The 16,947-nt window shown below is 58.5% G+C and carries 16 protein-coding genes and 1 pseudogene; 10 read left to right on the top strand and 7 right to left on the bottom strand.

Translation table 11 applies throughout. The features are described from left to right. Nucleotides 1-90 precede the first annotated feature (90 nt). Nucleotides 91-1,059 (top strand): threonine/serine dehydratase, encoded by a 969-nt coding sequence (locus ITX55_RS22155; protein ID WP_033645141.1) that lies wholly within the window; start codon nucleotides 91-93, stop codon nucleotides 1,057-1,059. Continuing rightward, nucleotides 1,046-1,987, top strand: a complete 942-nt coding sequence (locus ITX55_RS22150; RefSeq protein ID WP_187048489.1) for an ornithine cyclodeaminase family protein — start codon at nucleotides 1,046-1,048, stop codon at nucleotides 1,985-1,987. Before ITX55_RS22155 ends, ITX55_RS22150 begins: the two co-directional genes overlap by 14 nt. A 26-nt stretch (nucleotides 1,988-2,013) precedes the next feature. Here ITX55_RS22150 and yidA read toward each other — a convergent pair whose 3' ends face one another. From yidA to dnaA, 5 genes are all read right to left on the bottom strand, one after another. Continuing rightward, entirely contained in the window at nucleotides 2,014-2,829 is an 816-nt protein-coding gene (gene yidA / locus ITX55_RS22145) for a sugar-phosphatase (RefSeq protein WP_187048488.1), read from the bottom strand. 123 nt (nucleotides 2,830-2,952) lie between these two features. Beyond that, nucleotides 2,953-5,367, bottom strand: coding sequence for a DNA topoisomerase (ATP-hydrolyzing) subunit B (gene gyrB / locus ITX55_RS22140; RefSeq protein ID WP_004933898.1), 2,415 nt, complete (start codon nucleotides 5,365-5,367; stop codon nucleotides 2,953-2,955). Nucleotides 5,368-5,385: 18 nt separating this feature from the next. Beyond that, complete coding sequence (gene recF / locus ITX55_RS22135) at nucleotides 5,386-6,471, bottom strand: DNA replication/repair protein RecF (RefSeq protein ID WP_004933895.1); 1,086 nt, start codon at nucleotides 6,469-6,471, stop codon at nucleotides 5,386-5,388. 45 nt (nucleotides 6,472-6,516) lie between these two features. Further along, a complete protein-coding gene (gene dnaN, locus ITX55_RS22130; RefSeq protein WP_004933892.1) occupies nucleotides 6,517-7,617 on the bottom strand; it encodes a DNA polymerase III subunit beta in 1,101 nt (366 codons plus the stop codon). Nucleotides 7,618-7,621: 4 nt separating this feature from the next. Further along, on the bottom strand, nucleotides 7,622-9,016 hold the full coding sequence (gene dnaA, locus ITX55_RS22125) for a chromosomal replication initiator protein DnaA (RefSeq protein ID WP_004933889.1): 1,395 nt from the start codon (nucleotides 9,014-9,016) through the stop codon (nucleotides 7,622-7,624). 682 nt (nucleotides 9,017-9,698) lie between these two features. Between dnaA and rpmH the strand changes: the two genes are divergently transcribed. The 6 genes from rpmH to ITX55_RS22095 all read left to right on the top strand — a co-directional run bounded on the left by rpmH (nucleotide 9,699) and on the right by ITX55_RS22095 (nucleotide 14,486). Beyond that, nucleotides 9,699-9,839, top strand: a complete 141-nt coding sequence (rpmH, locus tag ITX55_RS22120) for a 50S ribosomal protein L34 (protein WP_000831330.1) — start codon at nucleotides 9,699-9,701, stop codon at nucleotides 9,837-9,839. A gap of 17 nt (nucleotides 9,840-9,856) precedes the next feature. After that, a complete protein-coding gene (rnpA, locus tag ITX55_RS22115; protein WP_004933883.1) occupies nucleotides 9,857-10,216 on the top strand; it encodes a ribonuclease P protein component in 360 nt (119 codons plus the stop codon). After that, nucleotides 10,180-10,437, top strand: a complete 258-nt coding sequence (gene yidD / locus ITX55_RS22110; protein ID WP_004933881.1) for a membrane protein insertion efficiency factor YidD — start codon at nucleotides 10,180-10,182, stop codon at nucleotides 10,435-10,437. The genes rnpA and yidD overlap by 37 nt, the downstream gene beginning before the upstream one ends. Before the next feature lie 2 nt (nucleotides 10,438-10,439). Beyond that, complete coding sequence (gene yidC / locus ITX55_RS22105; protein ID WP_033645144.1) at nucleotides 10,440-12,077, top strand: membrane protein insertase YidC; 1,638 nt, start codon at nucleotides 10,440-10,442, stop codon at nucleotides 12,075-12,077. Nucleotides 12,078-12,173: 96 nt separating this feature from the next. Continuing rightward, nucleotides 12,174-13,538, top strand: coding sequence for a tRNA uridine-5-carboxymethylaminomethyl(34) synthesis GTPase MnmE (gene mnmE / locus ITX55_RS22100; RefSeq protein WP_164057672.1), 1,365 nt, complete (start codon nucleotides 12,174-12,176; stop codon nucleotides 13,536-13,538). A gap of 147 nt (nucleotides 13,539-13,685) precedes the next feature. Continuing rightward, nucleotides 13,686-14,486, top strand: a complete 801-nt coding sequence (locus ITX55_RS22095; RefSeq protein ID WP_016929603.1) for an MBL fold metallo-hydrolase — start codon at nucleotides 13,686-13,688, stop codon at nucleotides 14,484-14,486. A gap of 10 nt (nucleotides 14,487-14,496) precedes the next feature. Here ITX55_RS22095 and ITX55_RS22090 read toward each other — a convergent pair whose 3' ends face one another. Further along, nucleotides 14,497-15,504 (bottom strand): threonine/serine transporter, encoded by a 1,008-nt coding sequence (locus ITX55_RS22090; protein ID WP_255612423.1) that lies wholly within the window; start codon nucleotides 15,502-15,504, stop codon nucleotides 14,497-14,499. Here ITX55_RS22090 and ITX55_RS24150 point away from each other — a divergent pair. Continuing rightward, the gene (locus tag ITX55_RS24150; protein ID WP_226772979.1) at nucleotides 15,503-15,649 is read left to right on the top strand and encodes a hypothetical protein; all 147 of its coding nucleotides are present in this window, start codon (nucleotides 15,503-15,505) and stop codon (nucleotides 15,647-15,649) included. The genes ITX55_RS22090 and ITX55_RS24150 overlap by 2 nt on opposite strands. Before the next feature lie 25 nt (nucleotides 15,650-15,674). Here the strand turns inward: ITX55_RS24150 and ITX55_RS22085 are convergent, their stop codons facing one another. Further along, nucleotides 15,675-16,568 carry a hypothetical protein gene (locus tag ITX55_RS22085; RefSeq protein ID WP_047026000.1) on the bottom strand — a complete coding sequence of 298 codons (894 nt, stop codon included), beginning with the start codon at nucleotides 16,566-16,568 and terminating at the stop codon, nucleotides 15,675-15,677. Between the two features lie 192 nt (nucleotides 16,569-16,760). Between ITX55_RS22085 and ITX55_RS22080 the strand changes: the two are divergent. Continuing rightward, nucleotides 16,761-16,862, top strand: a pseudogene (locus tag ITX55_RS22080). Nucleotides 16,863-16,947: the final 85 nt, after the last annotated feature.

The following is a 16,947-nucleotide window of genomic DNA, read 5'->3' as shown; positions in this document are numbered from 1 at the left end:
TCCGCTTTCTGGCCGGGTTGCCCGACGGGGTTTACAATCCATACAAAAAAGTACAAACTGGATTTTAAGTCTAAAAAATCCGGAGCCGGTATGAACCCCCTTTTCGATGCCATTGTTTCTGCCCATCAGCAACTGCGCCCTCAGGTGCGAGTCACGCCATTGGAGCGCAGCGTGCTGCTTTCTCAGCAATTGGGTTGCGAGCTGTATTTGAAATGCGATCACCTGCAGCACACCGGTTCCTTTAAATTTCGCGGCGCCAGCAACAAGCTGCGGCTGCTGGATAACGCGCAACGCCGGCGCGGCGTGATCGCAGCCTCTACCGGCAACCACGGTCAGGCCGTCGCTTTGGCGGGGCAACTGATGGGCGTTGGCGTCACGGTTTATGCGCCGGAGACGGCGGCGAGCATCAAGCTCGACACCATTCGCGCGTTGGGCGGCACCGTGGAATTGGTGCCGGGCGATGCGCTGAACGCCGAACTGGCGGGGGAACAGGCCGCACGCGAACAGGGGAAAACCTATATCTCGCCGTATAACGACGAGCAGGTGATCGCCGGCCAGGGCACCTGCGGCATGGAGCTGGTTGAACAACTCACCGATCTGGACGCCGTGTTCGTGGCGGTCGGCGGCGGGGGTTATATCGCCGGCATCGGCACCGTTCTGCGGCAACTGTCGCCGAACACGCAGCTTATCGCCTGCTGGCCGGAAAACGCCACCAGCCTGTACAGCGCGCTGGAAGCGGGCCATATCTTCCCGGTGGAAGAGCAAGAAACCCTGTCCGACGGAACCGCCGGCGGCGTCGAGCCGGGCGCCGTGACCTTTCCGCTGTGCCAACAGCTGATCGACCGCAAAGTGCTGGTCAGCGAGGCGGAGATTAAACACGCGATGCGCCGGATAGCCGCCAGCGATCGTTGGATTATCGAAGGCGCGGCCGGCGTGGCGCTGGCGGCGGCGATCAAACTGGCGCCGGAATACCAGGGTAAAAAGGTGGCGGTGGTGCTGTGCGGCAAGAACATCGTGCTGGAGAAATACCTCAAGGCCATCGCCGATGCACATCCTTAATCGGCAGCAAATCCTCGCCGCGTTCGACGCCGAGACCATAACGCCGCTGCTGAAGCAGGGTTTTATCGCCTACTCGCAACAGCGGGTGCAACAGCCGCCGGTGCAGCATTTCCTGTTCGAGCGGGCCGACGGCGACTGCTGCATCAAGTCCGCCTGGTTGGAAGGCGACGAACTGTTCGTGGTCAAGATCTCTACCGGTTTCTATCGCAATGCCGAACACGGCCTGCCGAGCAATCAGGGGCTGATGATGGCGTTCTCCGCCCAGACCGGTGAGCCGCAGGCGCTGCTGCAAGATGAAGGTTGGCTGACCGCGCTGCGCACCGCCCTGGCCGGCCGCATCGTCGCCGAGCTGTGCGCGCCGCCGCATATTCAGGCGATCGGCATTGTCGGCACGGGCCTGCAGGCGCGGCTGCAGCTGCAATGCCTGAAACCGGTGACCGATTGCCGCGAGGTATGGGTGTGGGGGCGAGACGAACAGGCGCTGGCGGCGTATCGGCGCGATGCCGAAGCCGAGGGTTTCCGGGCGCGGGTTACGCAGAATGCGGCGGAACTGGCGGCGCACTGTCAGCTGATCGTGACTACCACGCCCAGCCGCGAACCGATATTGCAGGCGGCGGATATTCGGCCCGGTACGCACATCACCGCCGTGGGCGCCGACACGCCCGGCAAGCAGGAACTGGCGACCGAGCTGGTGGCCCGCGCGGACGCGCTGCTGGTCGATGCCCTGGCGCAGTGTGCGGACTATGGCGAGATCGCGACGGCTTATCGGCAAAATAGGCTGATTTCAACGCCAATCGTCGAAATTGGCGCCGTCTTGGCGCAGGGAGGGCGGGTACGACGCGAGCCGCAGCACATCACCATCGCCGATCTCACCGGCTTGGCAATTCAGGATCTGCAGATCGCCAAAGGGGTGTTGGCGAAGGTATAAAAAGGGCGCCGCAGCGCCCCGCTTGATCAGGCGTTGAGCACGAACTTCTCGATAGCGCGCGCCACGCCGTCTTCGGTATTGGCGCTGGTGACAAACTGCGCCACCGCTTTCAGCTCGGGAATGGCATTGCCCATCGCCACGCCGACGCCGGCATATTCGATCATCGCCGTATCGTTGGCCTGATCCCCCAGCGTCATGATGTTCTCCCGCGCCACGCCGAGATGCTCGGCCAGCATTCTCACCCCGGCGCCTTTATCGACGTTTTTGTGCAAGATCTCAAGGTAGTAAGGCGCGCTTTTCAGGATGGTGTAACGCGCGCGCGTTTCTTCCGGGATGCGCGCGATAGCGCGGTCCAGCAGCTCCGGCTCGTCGACCATCATCACTTTAGGGAAACGCATCTGGCGATCCATCTCTTCCACGCTGCGGTATTTCAGCGGAATGCCGGTCATTTCCGCCTCGTGTATGGTGTACTTGCCGATGTCCTTGTTCGGGGTATACAGGGTATCGAAATCAAACGCCTGGAAGTGAACGCCGAACTCGCGCGCCATCTGCTCGAAATGCAGATAATCCTCAAAGCCCAGCGTTTCTTGCAGAATGCAGGCGCCGTCGACCGCACGCAGCACCAGCGCGCCGTTATAGGTGATACAGAAATCGCCGGGGTCTTGAATGTCCAACTGGCGCAGATAATCCTGCACGCCGACATAAGGCCGCCCGGTGGCCAGCACCACGTGCACCCCTTTGCGCCGCGCCGCCGCGATAGCCTGCTTTACCGCCGGCGTGATTTGATGCTGCGGATCCAGCAACGTGCCGTCCATGTCGATCGCAATCAGTTCAATAGCCATTCAACGCTTCTCCCAGTGGTTTTTATTCATGCTAACGCGTTTCAGCCTCGGCTGTCAGCGCCAAAAAAGGCCAAAAAAATCCGCGCGGGTCGCCCGGCGCGGATTTTCACAGCCATTAACGCATCAGATATCGATGTTCGCCGCTTTCAGGGCGTTTTCTTCGATAAAGGCGCGACGCGGTTCAACCGCATCGCCCATCAGCGTGGTGAACAGCTGATCGGCAGCGATGGCATCCTTGACGGTCACGCGCAGCATGCGGCGGCTTTCCGGATCCATGGTGGTTTCCCACAGCTGCTCCGGGTTCATCTCGCCCAGACCTTTATAACGCTGCACCGACAGGCCGCGGCGCGACTCTTTCACCAGCCACTCCAGCGCCTGTTCGAAGCTGTCTACCGGCTGACGGCGTTCGCCGCGCTCAATGAACGCGCCCTCTTCGATCAGCCCGCGCAGCTGCTCGCCCAGCTGGCAGATCTTGCGGTATTCACCGCCGTGGATGAAATCGAAGTCCAGCTTATAGTCGGTATCCACGCCGTGGGTACGGATGCGCAACGCCGGCTCGAACATCTGGCGCTCGCGATTCTCGAAGATCACGAAGTCATAGCTGCTGCCGTGCTGCTCTTTGTCGTTCAGCGCCTGCACCAGCGACGCGATCCAGGTTTTCACCTTGGCTTCATCGCTGAGATCGCCTTCGTTCAGCGTCGGCTGATAGATCAGGCTGTTCAGCAGCGCGCGCGGGTAGCGGCGCTCCATGCGGCCAATCAGCTTCTGCACGCCGTAGTGCTCGGCCACCAGTTTCTCCAACTGCTCGCCGCCGAGCGCCGGTGCGCTGGCATTGGTGTGCAGCGTAGCGCCGTCCATCGCGATGGCGATCTGGTACTGATCCATCGCCTCGTCATCTTTGATGTACTGCTCCTGCTTGCCTTTCTTCACCTTGTACAGCGGCGGCTGTGCGATGAACACGTGGCCACGCTCGATGATTTCCGGCATCTGGCGGTAGAAGAAGGTCAACAGCAGCGTACGGATGTGCGAACCGTCGACGTCGGCATCGGTCATGATGATGATGCTGTGGTAACGCAACTTGTCCGGGCTGTACTCGTCGCGGCCGATGCCGCAACCCAGCGCGGTGATCAGCGTCGCCACTTCCTGCGAAGAAAGCATTTTGTCGAAACGCGCTTTCTCGACGTTGAGGATTTTCCCCTTCAGCGGCAAGATAGCCTGATTCTTGCGGTTGCGCCCCTGCTTGGCAGAGCCGCCCGCGGAGTCCCCTTCCACCAGGTACAGTTCTGACAGCGCCGGATCGCGTTCCTGGCAGTCCGCCAGTTTGCCCGGCAGGCCGGCCAGATCCAGCGCGCCTTTGCGGCGGGTCATCTCACGCGCTTTACGCGCCGCTTCGCGCGCGCGCGCCGCGTCGATGATTTTGCCGACCACGATTTTCGCGTCGCCCGGATTCTCCATCAGGTAATCCACCAGCTTCTCGTTCATCAGCGTTTCAACCGCGGTTTTCACCTCGGAAGAGACCAGCTTGTCCTTGGTCTGAGAAGAGAACTTCGGATCCGGCACCTTCACCGACACCACGGCGATCAGGCCTTCACGCGCGTCATCGCCGGTGGCGCTGACTTTGGCCTTCTTGCTGTAACCTTCCTTCTCCATGTAGCTGTTCAGCGTACGGGTCATTGCGGTACGGAAACCGACCAGGTGCGTGCCGCCGTCGCGCTGCGGAATGTTGTTGGTGAAGCAGTAGATGTTTTCCTGGAAACCGTCGTTCCACTGCAGCGCCACTTCCACGCCGATGTCGTCTTTCACGGTGGAGAAGTAGAACACGTTCGGGTGGATCGGGGTTTTGTTCTTGTTCAGGTACTCGACAAACGCCTTGATGCCGCCTTCGTAATGGAAGTGGTCTTCACGGTCGGTGCGCTTGTCCTTCAGGCGAATAGACACGCCGGAGTTGAGGAAGGACAGCTCGCGCAGACGCTTGGCCAGAATGTCGTACTCGAATTCGGTCACATTGGTGAAGGTCTGGTGGCTCGGCCAGAAGCGCACCATGGTGCCGGTCTGCTCGGTTTCGCCCACCACGTTCAGCGGCGCCTGCGGCTCGCCGTGGCTGTAAGTTTGTTCGTGCACTTTGCCTTCGCGGCGGATCACCAGCTCCAGTTTCTCCGACAGGGCGTTAACCACCGAGACGCCCACGCCGTGCAGGCCGCCGGAAACTTTATAGGAGTTGTCGTCGAATTTACCGCCGGCGTGCAGCACGGTCATGATGACCTCTGCGGCTGAAACCCCTTCTTCCGGGTGAATGCCGGTCGGAATGCCGCGGCCGTCATCCTGCACCGATACCGAGTTGTCGGCATGGATGGTGACCTGAATGTCACTACAGTGGCCCGCGAGCGCTTCGTCGATAGCGTTGTCCACAACCTCGAATACCATGTGGTGCAGACCGGTGCCGTCATCGGTATCGCCGATATACATGCCCGGGCGCTTGCGCACCGCATCCAGCCCTTTTAATACCTTGATACTTGAGGAGTCATAAGAATTCGACATCAACGTTTCTCGCTCATTTTAGTCCTGTGGTTGAACCTCTATTTTACCCTGTTCCACGCGGAACATCTTGCCCTTTTCACCGGCCATGTCGGTCACTTGTTCAGCGCTGACCGCGCTGACAAAAACCTGGGCCTGGGTGGCTTTCAGGCGATCGGCCAGCAACCGGCGACGGCCGGTGTCCAGCTCGGAGGCAAAATCATCAATCAGATACAGGCAACGCCGCCCGCTCTGCCGGGTGAGAAACTCACCCTGCGCCAAGCGCAACGCGCACATCAGCAGCTTAAGCTGACCGCGCGATAACAAATCCTCTACCGGCGTGCCGTCGGCACGAATGCGAAAGTCCGCTTTATGCGGCCCCACCGCGGTATAGGTCAACGCCCTGTCGCGCTCAAACTGGCGCTCCAGCAGCTCGCCGTAGTCGCTCTCTTTGTCCCAGCCGCGCTGGAAGGAGAAGCTCAGGGCGAATTCAGGCAGAAACTGCGCGCAGGTCGCGGTGATATCCGCGGCGATCGCGTCGCTGTATTCCGCCCGCCATTCGCTGATGCGCTCCGCGAGCGGGATCAGTTCCTGATCCCAGGCGCGGATCTGCGCATAGCGACTCACCTGGCGCAGCGCGGCATTGCGCTGCTTCAGTAACCGTTTCAGGTTGCTCCAGGCGGTGAAAAAACCGGGTTCGTTATGAAAACAGCCCCAGTCCAGGAAAGCGCGCCGGAATTTCGGCCCGCCGTTCAGCAGGGTAAAACCTTCGGGGGTGATCAGCTGCATGGGCAGCAGCTGCGCCAGCTCGGCCACCTTGTGGCCGTCGCTGCCATCGATGCGTACTTTGCTGTCACCCTGACGGCTCTTGCTCAATCCTACCGATAGCTCGCGCTCCGCGCCTTCGATGCGGCCATGCAGCACGAACTCCGGTTGGTCGTGGCGGATCACCCGACCGGCCTGCAGACTGCGAAAGGCGCGGCCATGGCCGAGCGTATACACCGCCTCCAGCACGCTGGTCTTGCCGCTGCCGTTAGCGCCGACCAGGAAGTTGAATCCCGGCGCCAGCGCCAAATCCGCCGCCTCGATATTGCGGAAATCTTTAATCAATAAACGCGTCAGAGCCATGCAATCTCTTTACCGATGACGGTGCTGTAATTCAAGGTAACGAGACTACAACCGCATTGGCATGACAACGTAGGCCGCCGCCTGGCTGGCGCCGTCTTCGATCTGCACGCTGGAGACCGAGTCGGTCAACAGCAGGCGCACGTCTTCACACTTGAGCGCGTTCAACACGTCCAGCACGTAGCTGACGTTGAAGCCGATCTCCATCTCCGCGCCGTCGTAGCTGACGTCGAGGATCTCTTCCGCCTCTTCCTGTTCCGGGTTGTTGGCGGTGATCTTCAGCTGATTCTGGCTGACGTACAGCCGCACGCCGCGGAATTTCTCGTTCGAGAGAATGGCCGCGCGGGCGAACGCCTGCTTGAGCAGATCGCAGCCGGCTTCCAGCGTTTTGTCCGGGTTCTTCGGCAAGACGCGGCGATAGTCCGGGAAACGGCCGTCAACCAGCTTGGACGTGAAGATGAAATCGCCGACGTGGGCGCGAATGTTGTTGCTGCCGATCTGCAGCTGCAGCAGCGAATCGCCGCCGTCCAGCAAGCGCACCAGCTCCATCACCCCTTTACGCGGCACGATCACCGAATGCGACGGCAGCTGCTGGCCGATCGGCATCGAGCACACCGCCAGGCGGTGGCCGTCTGTCGCGACAGTGCGCAGCTCTTCGCCTTCGGTTTCAAACAGCATGCCGTTCAGGTAGTAACGCACGTCCTGATGGGCCATCGAGAACTGGGTGGCTTCAATTAGGCGCTTCAGCGTCGCCTGCGGCAAGGTGAATTCCACCTCGCTCTGCCAGTCGTCCAGGTTCGGGAAGTCCGCCGCGGGCAGCGTGGACAGCGAGAAACGGCTGCGGCCGGATCGCACCAGCATGCGCTCGCTCTCCAGCGTGACGGCGATCTCCGCCCCTTCCGGCAGGCCACGGCAGATATCAAAGAATTTGCGCGCGGGCACGGTGGTCGCGCCCGGCTCGTGCGGCTGGGACAGGGCGACGCGCGCCACCATCTCCATCTCCAGATCGGTGCCGGTCAGCAGCAGGGAGCCTTCCGTCACCTGCAACAGCAGGTTGCCCAGGATCGGCAAGGTCGGGCGGCCGCCCAGCGGGCTGCTCACCTGTTGCAGCGGTTTTAGCAGATGCTCACGTTCAACGATAAATTTCATAGCGCTATGAAGATAATGTTCTGATTAAATTGGAGAAATCTTCTTTGATGTCGTGACTTTCCTCACGCAGCTGCTCGATCTTCCGGCAGGCGTGCAACACCGTGGTATGGTCGCGGCCACCAAACGCATCGCCGATTTCCGGCAGGCTGTGGTTGGTGAGTTCCTTCGCCAGCGCCATCGCCATCTGGCGCGGGCGGGCAACGGATCGCGAACGCCGCTTGGACAGCAAATCCGCGACTTTAATCTTGTAATACTCCGCCACCGTCTTTTGGATATTGTCGATGGTGACCAGCTTTTCCTGCAGCGCCAGCAGATCGCGCAGCGCTTCGCGCACGAAATCGATGGTGATGGCCCGGCCGGTAAAGTTGGCGTTGGCGATCACGCGGTTCAGCGCCCCTTCGAGCTCACGCACGTTGGAACGCAGGCGCTTGGCGATGAAGAACGCCACTTCGCCCGGCAGGCGAATGTCGTTTTCGTCGGCCTTTTTCATCAGGATCGCCACGCGGGTTTCCAGCTCCGGCGGCTCGATCGCCACCGTCAGCCCCCAGCCGAAGCGGGACTTCAGACGATCTTCCACCCCGTTGATCTCTTTAGGGTAGCGATCCGAAGTCAGGATGATCTGCTGATTGCCTTCCAACAGGGCGTTAAAGGTATGGAAGAACTCTTCCTGCGAACGCTCCTTGTTGGCGAAGAATTGGATGTCATCGATCAGCAACGCGTCGACCGAACGGTAGTAGCGCTTAAACTCTTCGATGGCATTGTTCTGCAACGCTTTGACCATGTCTTGTACGAAGCGTTCCGAGTGCATGTAGACCACTTTGGCGTTGGCCTTGCGCGCCATGATGCCGTTGCCGACCGCGTGCAGCAGGTGGGTTTTACCCAGGCCGGTGCCGCCATACAGGAACAAAGGGTTGTAGGCGCCGCCCGGATTGTCCGCCACCTGGCGAGCCGCCGCGCGCGCCAGCTGGTTTGACTTACCCTCGACGAAGTTGTCGAAGGTGTGTTTGGGGTTGACGTTGGAGCGGTAAGAGAGCTCGGGCTGCGCCGCCGCGTTGTCCCAGCTCGGGCGCGAAGGCGCGGCCGTGCGCGCCGCCGGGGCCGCAGGGGCGCTGCTGACGCTGGCGGTCACGGTCTGGCTGATCACCTGCGTGATCGGCTTGCTGCCGACTTCAAAACGCAGCAAAGGCGCATCCGTGCCGCAGAAATCATTCAGCAGACCATTGATATTGTTTAAGTACTTATCGCGAACCCAATCCAGCACAAAACGGTTAGGCGCGTACAGCGCCAGGGTGTTGTCACTCAGTTCCGCCTGCAATGGGCGAATCCACATACTAAATTCTGTGGCAGGTAACTCATCCTGCAATCGGGCAAGACACTGCTGCCAAAGCGAAAGTGACACGGCGGACTCCACTCGAACAAGATCAATAAAGAAAAGAAACGGGCAACTTTTTTATAACTCATGATTTTTGACACATACCCGGCATCGGCTGTTTGCCTGTGGGGGATGCGAACCGCCTTTCACGGTTTGTGTCCCTCACGATCCCGGCATGAGGGATCGCGATCGGAATGACGGATCATAGCGCAATCCGCGCAAGAGATCCTCCCCTTCCTCACAGATTAGATCCATTTTATCCACAGGCCGCGGCCGGCGGCGATCTTTTCGCCGCCGGCGCCGAATGACCGCGCAGATCCCGGCCGCTGCGCCGCGTTTTTTACATTGTCAACCGGTTATACCCTGTTATCCACGTCGGATCCTGGGATCGCGCGCAAAGGATCTCACGGGGATCCTTGCGATTTCACCCCGAGTCCGTATAATCTTCGCCCTACGTGTGATACCTGGTTCCTTATGGTGCGTCATTAGCCAGACAGGATTCTGCGGTGACCACGGGCCAAGACCGGATTTTGTTCCGTTATTGGCAGACAACCAGGTAGGCTGGCGCGATGCGAATTGACTCAGGACTGTACAATTATTACAATCCCGCTTCTTTATGTATTGCGATTGAGGCGTCGGTCATCTTCACGCCGAGTAGCCAAACGCGTTTACTGATCAGTAATTATTTTAAGTTTAGGTAGAAATCGCTATGAAACGCACTTTCCAACCGTCCGTATTGAAGCGCAACCGTAGCCACGGTTTCCGTGCTCGTATGGCCACCAAAAATGGTCGTCAAGTTCTGGCCCGCCGTCGTGCGAAAGGCCGTGCTCGTCTGACTGTTTCTAAGTAATAAAGCTAACCCGCTGAGTGGTTAAGCTCGCTTTTCCCAGGGAGTTACGTTTGTTAACTCCCACTCATTTCACTTTCGTCTTCCAGCAGCCACAACGGGCTGGCACGCCGCAAATCACCATCCTCGGCCGCCTGAACCAGCTGGGGCATCCCCGCATCGGTCTTACCGTCGCCAAAAAACACGTCAAACGCGCGCACGAGCGTAATCGGATCAAACGCCTAACCCGCGAAAGCTTCCGCCTGCGCCAGCACGAATTACCGGCGATGGATTTTGTCGTGGTGGCCAAAAAGGGGATAGCGGATTTGGATAACCGCGCGCTGACGGAAGCTTTGGATAAATTATGGCGTCGCCACTGTCGCCAGGCTCCCGCATCCTGATCGGGCTGGTGCGGGCCTATCAGCTCGTCATCAGTCCGCTGCTAGGGCCTCGTTGTCGCTTCCAGCCGACATGCTCTCATTACGCAATTGAGGCATTAAGCAGGTTTGGCATGATAAAAGGCAGTTGGTTAGCATTGAAACGCGTATTAAAATGCCACCCTTTGAACCCAGGTGGCGATGATCCGGTGCCGCCAAAAACCGACGATAACAGAGAACACTAACGATGGATTCGCAACGCAATCTTCTCCTCATCGCTCTGCTGTTCGTGTCTTTCATGATCTGGCAGGCATGGCAAACGGACAACGCTCCGCAGCCGGCCGCACAGACCACGCAACAGACTTCGAACGCAGTAGCCGGTGATGCCGCCAGCCAGGCCGTGCCAGCCAGTGGTCAGGGTAAGCTGATTACCGTGAACACCGACGTGCTGTCACTGACCATCAACACCCGTGGTGGCGATATCGAGCAGGCTAAACTGTTGGCCTACCCGGAAACTCTGGGTTCATCGACTCCGTTCCAACTGCTGGAAACCACTCCGTCGTTCGTCTATCAGGCGCAAAGCGGCCTGACCGGTAAAAACGGCCCGGACAACCCGGCCAACGGCGAACGCCCGCTGTACCAAGCGGCGCAGGACAGCTACACCCTGCCGGAAGGCCAGGACGAGCTGCGCATCCCGCTGACCTACACCGATAAAGACGGCGCGGTCTACACCAAGACCTTCGTGCTCAAACGCAACCACTATGCGGTCGGCGTAGATTACAGCATCGACAACAAAGGCGCGGCGCCGCTGGAGCTGACCCTGTTCGGCCAGCTGAAGCAGACCACCGAATTGCCTAAGCACCGCGATACCGGCAGCAGCAACTTCGCGCTGCACACCTTCCGCGGCGCGGCGTACTCGTCCAGCGAGGACAAGTACCAGAAATACGCGTTCGACAAAGACGAAAACCTGAGCGTCACCACCAAAGACGGTTGGGTCGCCATGCTGCAGCAGTACTTCGCCACCGCGTGGGTACCGGCGACCAAGGGTGACAACACCTTCTACACCGCCAAACCGGGTGACAACCTGTCCACCATCGGCTTCAAATCTACGCCGGTCGTGGTGCAGCCTGGCGCTCAGCAGCAGCTGAACGCGACCCTGTGGGTCGGCCCGGAGCTGCAGGACCAGATGGCCCAACTGGCGCCGCACCTGGATCTGACCGTGGATTACGGCTGGCTGTGGTTCATCTCCCAGCCGCTGTTCAAACTGCTGAAGTTCATCCACGGCTTTATCGGCAACTGGGGCTTCTCCATCATCATCATCACCTTCATCGTGCGCGGCATCATGTACCCGCTGACCAAGGCGCAGTACACCTCGATGGCGAAAATGCGCATGCTGCAGCCGAAGCTGCAGGCGATGCGCGAACGCATCGGCGATGACAAGCAGCGCATGAGCCAAGAGATGATGGCGCTGTACAAGGCGGAGAAAGTGAACCCGCTCGGCGGCTGCCTGCCGCTGATCATTCAGATGCCGATCTTCCTGGCGCTGTACTACATGCTGATGGGTTCGGTCGAGCTGCGCCACGCGCCGTTCGCCCTGTGGATCCATGACCTGTCGGCGCAAGACCCGTACTACATCCTGCCAATCCTGATGGGCGTGACGATGTTCTTCATTCAGAAGATGTCGCCGACCACCGTGACTGACCCGATGCAGCAGAAAATCATGACCTTCATGCCGGTGATCTTCACAGTGTTCTTCCTGTGGTTCCCGTCCGGTCTGGTGCTGTACTACATCGTCAGCAACCTGGTGACCATCCTGCAGCAGCAGCTGATTTACCGTGGTCTGGAAAAACGCGGTCTGCACAGCCGCGACAAGAAAAAAAGCTAAGCGTATTGTAGGGGTTCGGCGCGCCGACCCTTGCAGTTACCCCAAAGGCGGTCATTAGACCGCCTTTTTGCATCTTAATCGTCAGAGAGAACCGTTATGAGCACCACCGATACCATCGTAGCCCAAGCCACCCCGCCGGGACGCGGCGGCGTCGGCATTCTGCGCATTTCCGGAAGCAAGGCCAAAGACGTCGCCCAGGCGTTGCTCGGCAAGCTGCCGAAGCCGCGCTACGCTGACTATCTGCCGTTCCGCGACGCTACGGGCGCCACCCTCGATCAGGGCATCGCGCTGTGGTTCCCGGGGCCGAACTCCTTTACCGGCGAAGACGTGCTGGAACTGCAGGGCCACGGCGGGCCGGTGATCCTCGATCTGCTGCTCAAGCGTGTGCTGGCGCTGCCCGACGTGCGCATCGCGCGGCCGGGCGAGTTCTCCGAGCGCGCGTTTCTCAACGACAAACTCGATCTGGCGCAGGCCGAAGCGATTGCCGATCTGATCGACGCCAGCTCCGAGCAGGCGGCGCGTTCGGCGATGAACTCGCTGCAGGGCGCGTTCTCCACCCGCATCCACCAGCTCGTGGAAGCGCTCACTCACCTGCGAATCTATGTGGAAGCGGCGATCGACTTCCCGGACGAGGAAATCGACTTCCTGTCCGACGGTAAAATCGAGGCGCAGCTCAACGACGTGATGGCGGATCTGGACAACGTGCGCGGTGAAGCGCGCCAGGGCAGCCTGCTGCGCGAAGGGATGAAGGTGGTGATCGCCGGGCGCCCCAATGCCGGCAAATCGAGCCTGCTCAATGCGCTGGCAGGACGCGAGGCGGCGATCGTCACCGATATCGCCGGCACCACCCGCGACGTTCTGCGCGAACACATCCATATCGACGGCATGCCGCTGCACATCATCGACACCGCCGGCCTGCGCGACGCCAGCGACGAAGTGGAGCGCATCGGCATCGAACGTGCATGGAACGAGATCGAACAGGCCGACAGAGTGCTGTTTATGGTTGACGGCACCACCACCGCCGCCACCGAGCCGGCGGAGATCTGGCCGGAATTTATGGCGCGCCTGCCGGACACGCTGCCGATCACCGTGGTGCGCAACAAAGCCGACATCACCGGTGAAACGCTGGGTATGACGGAAGTGAATAACCACTCACTTATTCGCCTGTCGGCCCGCACCGGCGAAGGCGTCGATGTGCTGCGCGATCATCTTAAACAGAGCATGGGCTTCACCAGCAACATGGAAGGCGGCTTCCTGGCGCGCCGTCGCCACCTGCAGGCGCTGGAACTGGCGGCGCAGCATCTGGTACAGGGCAAAGAACAGTTAGTGAGCGCTTACGCGGGGGAGCTGTTGGCCGAAGAACTGCGCCAGGCGCAGCTGGCCTTGAGTGAAATCACCGGCGAATTCACCTCCGACGACCTGCTGGGCCGCATTTTCTCCAGCTTCTGTATCGGCAAGTAACACCGCCAGACGCCTTCACGGCCGGGACAAGCCCTTGTTCCGGCCGTTTTTCTTTTCCGCTCTCGCTCTGCGCGCCGGCTCACAGAGCCGCCGCAGCGTCCCGCGCTATACTGGCCAGTCAGGAATCTCTCTCAGGAACGAGTCAACATGGCATTGACCCTCAGGGTACTGCTGGAAAACCGCCGCGCCGCCGGCGCCAACCCGCTATTGCAGGCCAAGGCCGGGTTAAGCCTGCTGATTGAGGATGATACGACGTCCATACTGTTCGATACCGGCCCCGACGACAGCTTTCTGCGCAATGCGGCGCTGATGGGTGTCGATCTCTCCCGTATCACCGCGACGGTGCTCTCCCACGGCCACTATGACCACTGCGGCGGCGTCGCCTGGCTGCCGGACAACAGCCGTATCATCTGCCACCCGCAGGTCGGCGATGAGCGCTATGCGGCGCTGAAGGTGCTGGGCCACACTCGGAAAATCAAAAAGCTCTCTTTGGATATCGACTACTCGCGCCACCGCATGCAATACAGCCGAGAGCCGCTGGCGATCGGCGATCGCTTTATGTGGTCAGGCGAAATCGCGGTGCCCGCACCCCGCGCCTACGGGGTGATCGCCGGGGAGAACGCAGCGGTAGATTACGTTATTGACGAAGGGGTGCTGATTTACAAATCGGATCGCGGTCTGGTGATCGTGACCGGCTGCGGGCACCGCGGGATCGTCAATATCGTGCGCCATTGCCAGCAAATCACCGGGATCGATCGGATCCACGCCTTGATCGGCGGTTTTCATCTGCGCTGCGCTTCCCCGCGCACGCTCTGGCGCGTCCGCCGTTTTTTGCGCCAGCATCAGCCGGAAAAGATTATGGGCTGCCACTGTACCGGCGCCTGGGGCCGGCTATGGCTGCCGGAAGGGATCGCGCCGGCCACCGGCGATAGGCTGGTGCTGGATTAAGCGTGCCGCTTTACACCAACAACGTTGCGATTACCGCGATCCCGCAGCCCAGCACGACGACGCCGATCCCCTTTTGCCTGCCGTCGCCCCGTAGCAAAAAATACAGTGATGGAATGAAAAAGACGGTCATCACGATAACGGGTATCGACCAGCCCGAGATGATCTTGATAATGTTCGGGTTGATCGCGCCAATAAACGTACAGACAACGATATTCCCTGCGATGATTCTCTTTTTGCCCGCCACGCCGAAGGACGTAATGCCATCGATCACGCCGGTCAACGTGCCGATATAGGCGCCGCCGGTCAGTAAACACAGCAACAGGGCAGCGCCTAACCACGCCGTGGCGTTGCCGGTCAAACCGGCGGTATAAAACAGCGCATCTACATTGCGGCTGTTAATGATTGAGATGTCATCCAGCGTCAGCAAACGGCTGATGGCGATAACGATCATGACGATAAACGCCATGATCAGTACCTTGCCAAACAGAATACTGCGCGCCTGCGGTCGTAAGGCGCTTTTCGCAAAGCGCTGGATGCACGGGGTAAAGTTAAATGTAAAAAGAAAAATCGGCAGCAGCAGCCACGTCTGCAATGAAATGCCAGGCGGCGCCTGCACCGCCTGCTGCCCCCCCGCAGGTTGTAACAGGAAAAACACCGCCAGGATCGCCACCAGTACGATAGAAACCAGTGCCATTCTGGAAATCAGGTGCTCGATTCGCTGACTAAACGCCAACCATGCCACCGACAGCGCGGCACTCAGCAACAGCGAAATGCCGCCCCTGACCCAGAATCCGTTGTGGAAAAAAGACGCGACGACGTTGACCAAGGTGATGAAATTTATCAGCACGATAATAATCATCGACAAAATAAACAGCACACAGACGATTGCCGCTGCCCGCTCGCCGATAAATGTCGATGATGCCGCCAGGAAATCTTTCTCCGGGTGCGAAATGATGAATTTGAAAAAAAGATAGTGCGCCATCATCGATACCGACATGGCGATAACGATAAACAGCATGAACACGTTCATCCCCAGCACGCCCGGCCCCACCGCCTGCGGCAAAAAGAAAATCCCGGCGCCGAATGCCGTGGAGAAGAAAGTGACAGGCCAATACAGGTGTGAGATTTTCATGATGATGCTCGACCATCATGGCTATGCGTGACGCATAGCCAGCTGGCACAAAAATGTCATTCGAAACAGGATTTGCCGAAGAAGACCAGTAAAGAAGGCAAAGTGAAGTTATCGTAAAAAGTTGCGGCCGCACGATAGCCATTAAGCACGTTGACGCGTGAACACAGCGGAAAAACGCCAATATGCGACGTGTAATTATCAAAGATTTTATTGGAGGAAATGCGATACCGAATAGCCCTGAACGTCGCAGCATTTCCCGCCGCGCAGGTCGGTTTATTTTCCTTGATGATATCGAACGTGTGTTCACCCACCGTCATCTTCACATCTCCGTCTTGGCGCTGAAAATACGCCTCTTTATCCATACGGTTTTTAATGTGGCGTTTAAAGCGATCCGCCATGTTTTTTTCACTGACATAAAATGCATTGATATCAATGCCATGACGTTGATTCGACGCCAGAATGTAGGCGTTTATTTTTTCCGGAATAATGTACGGCGATGTCGCCATCTTCCTGAATTCGTTAGCGCCGTCTATCTCGCTGCCATCGCTTTTTTCCATATAGAAATCATTTATTTCCATCAAGAAGTCAGGCTGAACACTGAGCCGTCTGGTGGATTCGGCAATGTAGTCGATGCAGAAGCGCGCGGACTTTTCCACTTCACTGCTGACAGAAAAACGATCGTCCAAATTAACCACGGTATGCCCGCCGGAAATCACCACCTTATCCGTCAAAAAAGACGATGCCAGCGCGATAAGGTCTTCAACGTTGTTATTTGAAACCTCATTGTTGATAACCTCAACGATCCCATTCTGATCGGCTTTGTAGACGATAAAGCGATCTTCACCCTTCCAACCTTTTTTGCAGTTACATTTATATTCTTTAAAAACAACACGTTCAGCTGTCTTATAAAAATCGGCGCTTTGCAGCGGCATTAATTCGAGATCTGGCATACCCTCTTCCCTATTCGTAGCCAATGACGCCAACTTTTTATAACAATAGCTAATGTAAATTTAGTGACCTGACTCTGATAATTAACAAACACCCACAATAAATAGGGTTTTTGTGGGTTTGCTCACATTTTCAAGTTCAGGTTATTTTAACCATTTTTATTATGTGGTTTTATGTTTCCAACAAACGAATGCGGAGAGGTGGGCGAGTGGTTTAAGCCAGATTTAAGAAACTAACCGTTTCTTAAATCCACACGAGTCATCGTGTCGTAGGTTCGAATCCTGCTCTCTCCGCCAACTTTTTCTTATCAGGCGGTATATTATGGGTTCATTGGACGCCGTCGATTCGAAAGCGGCTGGCTTCGGAACTGATTAATTTTAT

The organism is Serratia sp. EWG9 (genome assembly GCF_019913725.1).
Classification (GTDB): Bacteria; Pseudomonadota; Gammaproteobacteria; order Enterobacterales; family Enterobacteriaceae; genus Serratia; species Serratia ureilytica.
Note: the sequence above shows the minus strand (reverse complement) of the source record. Positions and strands in the feature narration are given on the sequence as shown.

What these genes read in the sequence shown, in the direction of transcription:
- ITX55_RS22155 (WP_033645141.1), top strand. Translation starts at nt 91, where the DNA reads ATGAACCCCCTTTTCGATGCCATTGTTTCTGCCCATCAGCAACTGCGC.
- ITX55_RS22150 (WP_187048489.1), top strand. Translation starts at nt 1,046, where the DNA reads ATGCACATCCTTAATCGGCAGCAAATCCTCGCCGCGTTCGACGCCGAG.
- yidA (WP_187048488.1), bottom strand. Translation starts at nt 2,829, where the DNA reads ATGGCTATTGAACTGATTGCGATCGACATGGACGGCACGTTGCTGGAT.
- gyrB (WP_004933898.1), bottom strand. Translation starts at nt 5,367, where the DNA reads ATGTCGAATTCTTATGACTCCTCAAGTATCAAGGTATTAAAAGGGCTG.
- recF (WP_004933895.1), bottom strand. Translation starts at nt 6,471, where the DNA reads ATGGCTCTGACGCGTTTATTGATTAAAGATTTCCGCAATATCGAGGCG.
- dnaN (WP_004933892.1), bottom strand. Translation starts at nt 7,617, where the DNA reads ATGAAATTTATCGTTGAACGTGAGCATCTGCTAAAACCGCTGCAACAG.
- rpmH (WP_000831330.1), top strand. Translation starts at nt 9,699, where the DNA reads ATGAAACGCACTTTCCAACCGTCCGTATTGAAGCGCAACCGTAGCCAC.
- yidD (WP_004933881.1), top strand. Translation starts at nt 10,180, where the DNA reads ATGGCGTCGCCACTGTCGCCAGGCTCCCGCATCCTGATCGGGCTGGTG.
- yidC (WP_033645144.1), top strand. Translation starts at nt 10,440, where the DNA reads ATGGATTCGCAACGCAATCTTCTCCTCATCGCTCTGCTGTTCGTGTCT.
- mnmE (WP_164057672.1), top strand. Translation starts at nt 12,174, where the DNA reads ATGAGCACCACCGATACCATCGTAGCCCAAGCCACCCCGCCGGGACGC.
- ITX55_RS22095 (WP_016929603.1), top strand. Translation starts at nt 13,686, where the DNA reads ATGGCATTGACCCTCAGGGTACTGCTGGAAAACCGCCGCGCCGCCGGC.
- ITX55_RS24150 (WP_226772979.1), top strand. Translation starts at nt 15,503, where the DNA reads ATGAACACGTTCATCCCCAGCACGCCCGGCCCCACCGCCTGCGGCAAA.
- ITX55_RS22090 (WP_255612423.1), bottom strand. Translation starts at nt 15,504, where the DNA reads ATGCTGTTTATCGTTATCGCCATGTCGGTATCGATGATGGCGCACTAT.
- ITX55_RS22085 (WP_047026000.1), bottom strand. Translation starts at nt 16,568, where the DNA reads ATGCCAGATCTCGAATTAATGCCGCTGCAAAGCGCCGATTTTTATAAG.